Below are 7243 nucleotides of genomic sequence, written 5' to 3'. Positions count from 1 at the left end.
TTGGATAAAGCCGATGGCTCTATTGGGGGCATTTGGTAGAGATATACTTCCCAGCTTAGTAATACTTGCAACTGTCGATTGATCAGTTTTGACTCTTTCGTGTTGTCTAGTTGTACTGCTTCTGCTAAGTCTTACCCGATCGGCAGCCAAAGCTTTTCTCAAATTGTCTGGTACAGCAAGTTAAACCCTGAGCTATTTTGTATTCGTTTGTGCCCTAACAGGGTTTTAATGATACCATTTAAGAGTCGAGCCGCCCCAAGGGGCGGAATCTTAGATGTCAGTTTCCTTATAATGACCCAGACAATCAAAATCGGTTCCCGCAAGAGTCAGTTGGCCCTGGTACAAAGTGAATGGGTGCAGGCAGAACTACAGCGTGCATACCCTAACGTATCTTTCACGATCGAGACTATGACCACTCAGGGGGACAAAATTTTAGATGTTGCCCTTGCCAAAATTGGGGATAAGGGACTGTTCACCAAAGAACTAGAGGAAGCCATCCTAGCGGGCAAAGTGGATTTTGCCGTCCATAGTTTGAAGGACCTTCCTACCCGTCTGCCCCAGGGGCTAATGTTGGGTGCTATTACCAAACGGGAAGACCCAGCTGATGCCCTAGTGCTCAATGGTCAACATGAGGGAAAAACGATCGGAGAACTTCCTGCTGGTGCAGTAATTGGCACTTCTTCCCTACGCCGCTTAGCCCAACTCCGCCATTATTTCCCCCATCTCCAGTTCAAGGATGTGCGGGGCAATGTCAATACCCGCCTTTCCAAGTTGGACAGTGGCGAATATGATGGTCTGATTCTGGCGGTGGCAGGGCTGCAACGCCTAGGGCTGGGCAACCGCATCAGCCAAGTCCTTCCTGCGGAAATCTCCCTCCATGCTGTTGGACAGGGTGCCTTAGGGATCGAGTGCCGTGCCGGGGATGAGAATGTCTTGCCCCTGTTTCAACCGATCGTGGATTTCCCTACTACCCAACGTTGTTTGGCGGAACGGGCGTTTCTGCGAGAACTAGAAGGTGGCTGTCAGGTACCAATCGGCGTTAACTCCAATATTGAAGGAGATACTCTCACCCTAGTCGGCATGGTAGCTACCCTAGACGGCAAGACCCTAGTCAAAGGAGAACAGCGGGGGGATGTAAATGACCCAGAGACGATCGGGGTGGAACTAGCGCAACAACTCAAACAGGCAGGGGCACAGGCGATTTTGGACGAGATTTTTGCTCAGTTCCGGACTTCCTAATCAACTGGCAGAACAGGAGGCTCAGGCAGCTGGACAGGACAGGCGATCTCGGGTCTGAACTCAGCATAGCGACTCTGGCGCACCTGGCGGATTTCTTTGTCTACCTGCTCGATCGGCTCTCCCAGCACTAACAAAATATGGGTTGATAATTCTAGACTTGCCTCAAATTCGGGATGGACTACCTCCTTTGCTCCCAATTGATACAGTAGGTCAATATCACTGTCTTTGAAGGCACGGGCAACAATATCTAAGTTGGGGGCTAACTTGAGGGCATTTTCCACGCAGAGACGGGTACTGATGGGGTCATTGGTGACGATAAGTAGCGATCGGGCGTTTTCGATCCCTGCCTTTTCCAGCACCAGGGGACTGGCACAATTACCGTATACATAGGGAATATGGCGCTCCCTCAACATCTGCACCTTGGAAGCTAATTGTTCAATCACTACCACAGGATACTGGCGACTGAGCAGGAGGTTGACAATGTTTTGTCCCACTCGCCCATAACCACAGACAAGAATATGTCCCTGGAGGTTAGGGGGAGTATTCACTGCCACAGGTACATCCAGTTGTTGCAACCAGCGGGCAAAGGCGGGAACTTGCTGCAAACCCTGGAATAGAAAATCCCTGCTCTTGAGGAGAAAGGGGGCTAGCATCAGAGTTACAGCAGTCGTACCCGCAATCAGTAAGTAGACGCGGCGGGAGACCAAACCCAATTTTTGCCCCTCACTGGCTAACACAAAGGAGAACTCCCCAATCTGGGCTAAACTCAAACCGGCAATCACTGCAACTTGAGGAGGATAACCAAACCAACGTACCAGAGGTACCACAATCAAAAACTTCCCCACCATCACGATCGCTACCAATCCCAGAATCAAATCGAGGTTATCCCAGAGAAACAGGGGGTCAATTAGCATGCCCACTGCGGCAAAAAAGAGGGCGGCAAAGACATTGCGTAATGGCTCAATATCTGTTAGGGTCTGCACTGAGTACTCCACTTCCGCAATCATCAAGCCCGCTACAAAAGCTCCCACCTCGATCGATAGACCCAGAGCCTCCGTCAAGAGAGCAATCCCCAGGCAGAGGACAATCACAGTTAGTAAGAATACTTCGCGATTGTTAAAGGAAGCGACCCAGTTCAAAAGGGGGGGAATCACCCACATACCTGAGGCAATGGCACCAGCAGCAAACAGAGCAATTTCCAGAAGGGACTTAAACACCGCTGTCGGCTGATCCAAAGCCGGTAGCACTACCAACATCAGGCCCAAGGCAAGGTCCTGGGCAATCAAAATCCCCAAACTCACCTGGGCATGGGCGGATTCCATCTCGTCTAATTCTTGCCAAATCCTTACTACCACCGCCGTGGAGGAGAGGGATAAAATTGCCCCCAAAAAAATCCCCTGTAGCGGGGTCTGCACCCACCTTACCCCCAGGGCAATTGCCGTTGTAATGCCAATTGTTAGGAAAATTTGCAGGAGACCTCCCCCCACCGCGATTTCCCGCACCTTCTGCAGGCGAGATAGGGAAAACTCCACCCCTAGGGTAAACAGGAGAAAGGCAACCCCGAACTGGGCAAGGGTCTCCACCTGCACTAGCTCTTTAATCAGACCCAAACCCGTTGGACCGACGAGGATGCCACCCAGGATATAACCCAAAATTACTGGTACACGTAAAAATGCTGCTAACAATCCCCCCAGCGCAGCAGCAGTCAGGACAGTAACTAAATCGACAATTAAGCGGAGGTCTTCCTGCATGGTATCACCTAATACCTTACCTATCTTGACACACTCCCTTGCCCCTTGTTGTCACTATTCTTTAGCCAGTAAAAGGGGCTACAGACTCTTTCGTTACATTCCGTTAACCTAAAGTCACGAGTTTAACCAGCTGCTATGGCGCAAATTTTTGATCCTATTCCCAGCAACCTGCAGGAAATTACCTGCCTCTACGTCAACGCCACCAGTAAAGTCCAAGTGATTAGGATCACCAATATCCCCAACTGGTACTTCGAGCGGGTGGTATTTCCAGGACAAAATCTTATCTTCAAGGCAGTGGAGGGAAGCCTCCTAGAGGTACATACTGGCATGATGGCAAGTGCTATTCTCTCAGACACAATCCCCTGCAGTCAGTTGCAAATCCAAGAGGAAGTTACTGATACCCCTAGTTGGGTGCCCCGTGTTCCCTGCAATCCCGTATCCGCTGGATAAATAGTTCATATTCCTTCCGCAATAGTTCTGCCTTGCTATCCTTAGGTTTCTGCCAGTGTTCCAACCAGAGGGGAGCAGGCAAATGACCACGGGGTGCTTCATTGGTGTAGTTGATTTTATCAGGGGTGAGCCACTCTTGCCCTCGTAGCCATCCGACCGCTCTGCCAAATTCCTTCCACCGTGCTACTTGCGGTGGGTCTTCCGTGATGTTAAAGAAGGTACTTATGTCTTCGTCCTGGGAGCGAGCAAGGGGGTTGAAGAAGTCATTGGGAGCCAGACTACGCATCTGGGGAGACACGGTAATTTCCAAAGTGCGATTAGCTATCACCATGTCCTGCGCCTGCTTGATTTCACGAATTAAAATGGGAGCTAAATCCTTGTACTGATTGTTCAAATTAGTCACCGCCAACTTCGCTGCCCGAATTAACTCACTCCACTGGGGCAATTCAAATTCCTCCCCATAGTGCAAGAGCTGGTCACAGATTTTTTGCAGTTCCGCACGGGTGTTAGGACGATCGGCTTGCTTGAAGCACTGCAACATTGCCCGCAATTTCTCTGTCACTTCTTTCTGAAAGACTGCCAACTTGTTTTTGGGAGCTGCATCCTTGGCAGGGGCTGTCGTTGCTACTGCAGGAGCTGTCCCTCCCGTAAGCAATGCGTCTAGGTGCTGTTTGAGTCGGTCAAAGATAGGTTCTACATCCCGTAGAATTTGCTGTTCCTTGTCCTTGGTCAGTCCCCCTGGACTTTGCAGCTCTAGTAAAAGGTCTTGCAGTTTGTCAAATCCCTGCAACAACAAGCTCTCTAAGTCTTTATCTACAGGGAGTTTGGGGTGTTCTTTCAATACTTTGAAGTAGTCCTCTAGTTTGTGGGCAGTGTGTTGAATCCCCGTCAAACCTAGCATAGCAGCTCCCCCTTTGATAGAGTGAGCAGCACGGAACACATCGTTGACCATCTCCTCATCCGCCATCATCTGGTGGATGTTGGTTAAGCCGCCTTCGATCGTCTGCAGGTGCTCTTTTGCTTCATCGATAAAGTACATCAAGATTTGGTCGTTGCTCATATCCCCCCCTTACTTTTGCCATAATTCCTGCTGCACACTAAACCCGAATTTGCCCTGACTGTGGTCTAGCCATAGCCGATCGATCGTTTGCAGTAGCTCGCAGGGCAGTTGTCCTATTTCCTCTTTGCTAATGAACGTTCCTGGCAGTTTCCCCAACCCCTGGCACAAGAGGTTCCAAGTTTCCTGATTCGCCTGTTGCCAGTCGCCCCGTGCTAAAGCCGATCGGAGAGAATCATATTTATCTACCCCTTGGACGTGGGGAGCCACACTCATTACCGTTGGTGTTGCTACTACTGCCCCTGGACGTCGGAATTTCAAACTTAGACCCTGGGGAGTCAGTACCAAGCGCCCCTCCTCATTAAACTTGGTGCTAAACACAATTTCCTCTAGTTCCTGCCCCGCTTGTTGGGCAATAGCAGTCAGCTTTCGGATCTCTTGGGCAATGACAGCAGTGGATACAGGGACGGGCTGGGCATCGGCACTAACTTCCACTAACAGGTCCTGGTTGTTCATAGCACAAAGGGTAGCTATTTTCGCTTGCAAGCATTGTACCAGGCTTTGCCCCTACTCATCCAATATTTCTTCGGGATCGTAGTCCTCTTCCTCTGCCTCAGCTGTATCAGCTATGGTACCAGTGCGGGGGATGGTTAAATCTACCTGCTGGCGATAATAGTCTACTGCTCGCACCAGTACCTCAACCCGATCGCCGATAGTATACTGTTTGCCCGATCGCTTCCCCACCAAGGCTCTACCTCGCTTGTTATGGGGGTGGGTTTGGAATTCATACCAGTCATCCTTGAGGGAACTGACATGGACTAGTCCTTCAGCGAGGGAGTCCTCTAAGCTCACGAAGAAGCGATATTTGTGCACCGCTGTAATTATGCCATACACAGTCTTACCCACATAGGGCTGCACCAATAGAATTTTACGGAGGGCTTCTAGTTCCAGGGCACTCTTGTAGGCTTGTTGTTCCTGTTGGTTGAGAGTGGGCAACAGACTTTCCACTAAATTGCGGAATTGTCTTTCGGTTTCTGGGGGAAGCACGCTCCAGCTAATCTGTCCGTGGCAGCGGGAACTGCGTAAATCTACCCCCTCTTTGGAACGACTACTGCGTCTATCTCGCCCCTCATTGAATAATAAGTGGAGGAGGTGTTGGTTGAGGAAGTCAGGGTAGCGGTATTGAGGTAAGACAGCGTGGCAGTAGGGGGTGTCCCGTCCCGCCAAGAGCATGCCGTAGTGGGGTTGAGGCTGCAGCCCATATTCCCCTGGACGTAGTAGATTGATGAACAGCTGTTTAAGGATGTTTTGCTGGGTAGGATTGCTGACCTGCTGAATTTGGCTGAGATAGCGGCGGCTGTCTGTTGGGGGCACACCCCATTCCTGCAGGAGGTTGAGCCAGTCGGTGAGGCGATCGGGGTCTGGCTCTGGTTGACTGTAAAACAGGGCTGGTAAGCCCAATGCCTTAAAATGCAGGGCAATAGCGCGATTTGCCATCATCAACAGGCGGGCAACTAGTCCCTGGAGGGGTGATCGAGTGACTATCACTCCCAGTACTCCCTCATCCCCCTGTTCCCCCCAGGGCATGTCTATATCAAGTACCACCGCTGCTAAGTAATTTTCTACCGCCCGCCGAGAAGCCTCTAGGTTTGCCAGAACTGGTTCAGCGTCCGCCGTCACTCGCACTAGGGTAGGGTGGATTTCAAACCAGACCATCTCTCCCCCTTCGTTGAGGTGCATAAGGACAGAAATACATAGACGCTCAGGCTGTTGCAACGGCGGCAACTGGGGCAACATAGGAATTACCTGCTCCCCTAACCAGTAAGCCCGCCCCCGCTCCCGTGCCACCAAGTCCAGGGGTGAGTCCAAGGGAATATAAGTTGCTACATCGGGGATATGCACACCAATTTCCCAGCCCTGCCGTTCCCGCTCGATGGATATGAGGGCTTCCCCTAGTTGCACAACTCGCCGTTGCCGCCAATCCAAACGGTTAGGGGTCAGCTTGGGTACCTGGTTAATTAGCCCCGTCACATGCTCAGGTAAAGCCCCAGGCAGGTTGTACTTACAGCTTACCAGTTCCTGCTCTTGGCTAGTAGAGCTGTCCTGTCCCAACACCCGTGTGATCTGCGCCAAGGGCGGTAAGTTCCCCAGGGCATAGCGCACAATCTCAATGTGCACTAACCGATCGAGGTGATGTTCCAAATTGGGGTAGGGGAGTAGTTCTATCTCCACATTGAGGCGGTTATCCAAGGGCATAGCACGGTAGCCTTGGGGAGTAGCTTTTAGCTTTGCCAAAATACGATTGTTAGTGCGTTCCAAAACTAGCTTGACTTCCCCTTCGGGGTTGCGCCGCCGCATCCCGTCTTTCGTGACTTTGACAAGGACTTTGTCCCCATGCCAGGCGGAACTGAGTTTGTTCTCGCGGATATAGATGACCTCTGCCCCTTCTACCTCCTGGACAGCAAAACAGTAACCCTTGCTCGAACAGCGCAATCGGGCTTCTAATAGACCATCTTCACTGACACGGCGGTATTTCCCCCTGTCTTTTTCTAGGATGCCGGATTTCTCTAGGGCTTCTAGGGCAATTTGTAGGTAGGTAACTTCCTCCTCCGAATCAATACCTAACTTTTTCTCTAATGCCTTGGGGGCAACTAACTTATCCTCAGAACATGCCTCTAATATCTGTGCAACGGAAAACTGCATGGAATCTAAAAATTTCGCTCGATAGCATTGGTTAGCATAGCAA

Annotated in this window: 6 protein-coding genes; 2 read left to right on the top strand and 4 right to left on the bottom strand. The window is 50.9% G+C overall.

The features are described 5' to 3' along the window. The first annotated feature begins 291 nt into the window (after nt 1-291). Complete coding sequence (gene hemC / locus NZM01_12315) at nt 292-1239, top strand: hydroxymethylbilane synthase (GenBank protein MCS6960817.1); 948 nt, start codon at nt 292-294, stop codon at nt 1237-1239. Here the strand turns inward: hemC and NZM01_12310 are convergent. Continuing rightward, on the bottom strand, nt 1236-2990 hold the full coding sequence (locus NZM01_12310) for a cation:proton antiporter (GenBank protein ID MCS6960816.1): 1755 nt from the start codon (nt 2988-2990) through the stop codon (nt 1236-1238). The genes hemC and NZM01_12310 overlap by 4 nt on opposite strands. Before the next feature lie 135 nt (nt 2991-3125). Here NZM01_12310 and NZM01_12305 point away from each other — a divergent pair, with 135 nt between their 5' ends. Continuing rightward, the gene (locus NZM01_12305) at nt 3126-3440 is read left to right on the top strand and encodes a DUF1830 domain-containing protein (protein MCS6960815.1); all 315 of its coding nucleotides are present in this window, start codon (nt 3126-3128) and stop codon (nt 3438-3440) included. Here NZM01_12305 and NZM01_12300 read toward each other — a convergent pair. The 3 genes from NZM01_12300 to NZM01_12290 are packed head-to-tail and all read right to left on the bottom strand — an operon-like array spanning nt 3394 to nt 7200. Beyond that, nucleotides 3394-4500 (bottom strand): Hpt domain-containing protein, encoded by a 1107-nt coding sequence (locus tag NZM01_12300; GenBank protein MCS6960814.1) that lies wholly within the window; start codon nt 4498-4500, stop codon nt 3394-3396. The two genes, NZM01_12305 and NZM01_12300, sit on opposite strands and share 47 nt — an antisense overlap. 9 nt (nt 4501-4509) lie before the next feature. Then, nucleotides 4510-5013: a GUN4 domain-containing protein gene (locus NZM01_12295; GenBank protein ID MCS6960813.1), complete on the bottom strand. Its 504-nt coding sequence runs from the start codon at nt 5011-5013 to the stop codon at nt 4510-4512. 51 nt (nt 5014-5064) lie between these two features. Next, the gene (locus NZM01_12290; protein ID MCS6960812.1) at nt 5065-7200 is read right to left on the bottom strand and encodes a ribonuclease R; all 2136 of its coding nucleotides are present in this window, start codon (nt 7198-7200) and stop codon (nt 5065-5067) included. Between the last annotated feature and the right edge of the window lie 43 nt (nt 7201-7243).

The sequence above is a fragment of the Pseudanabaenaceae cyanobacterium SKYG29 genome (genome assembly GCA_025055675.1).
GTDB lineage: Bacteria > Cyanobacteriota > Cyanobacteriia > Pseudanabaenales > Pseudanabaenaceae > M5B4.
This window is presented reverse-complemented; position numbering and strand designations above follow the sequence as displayed.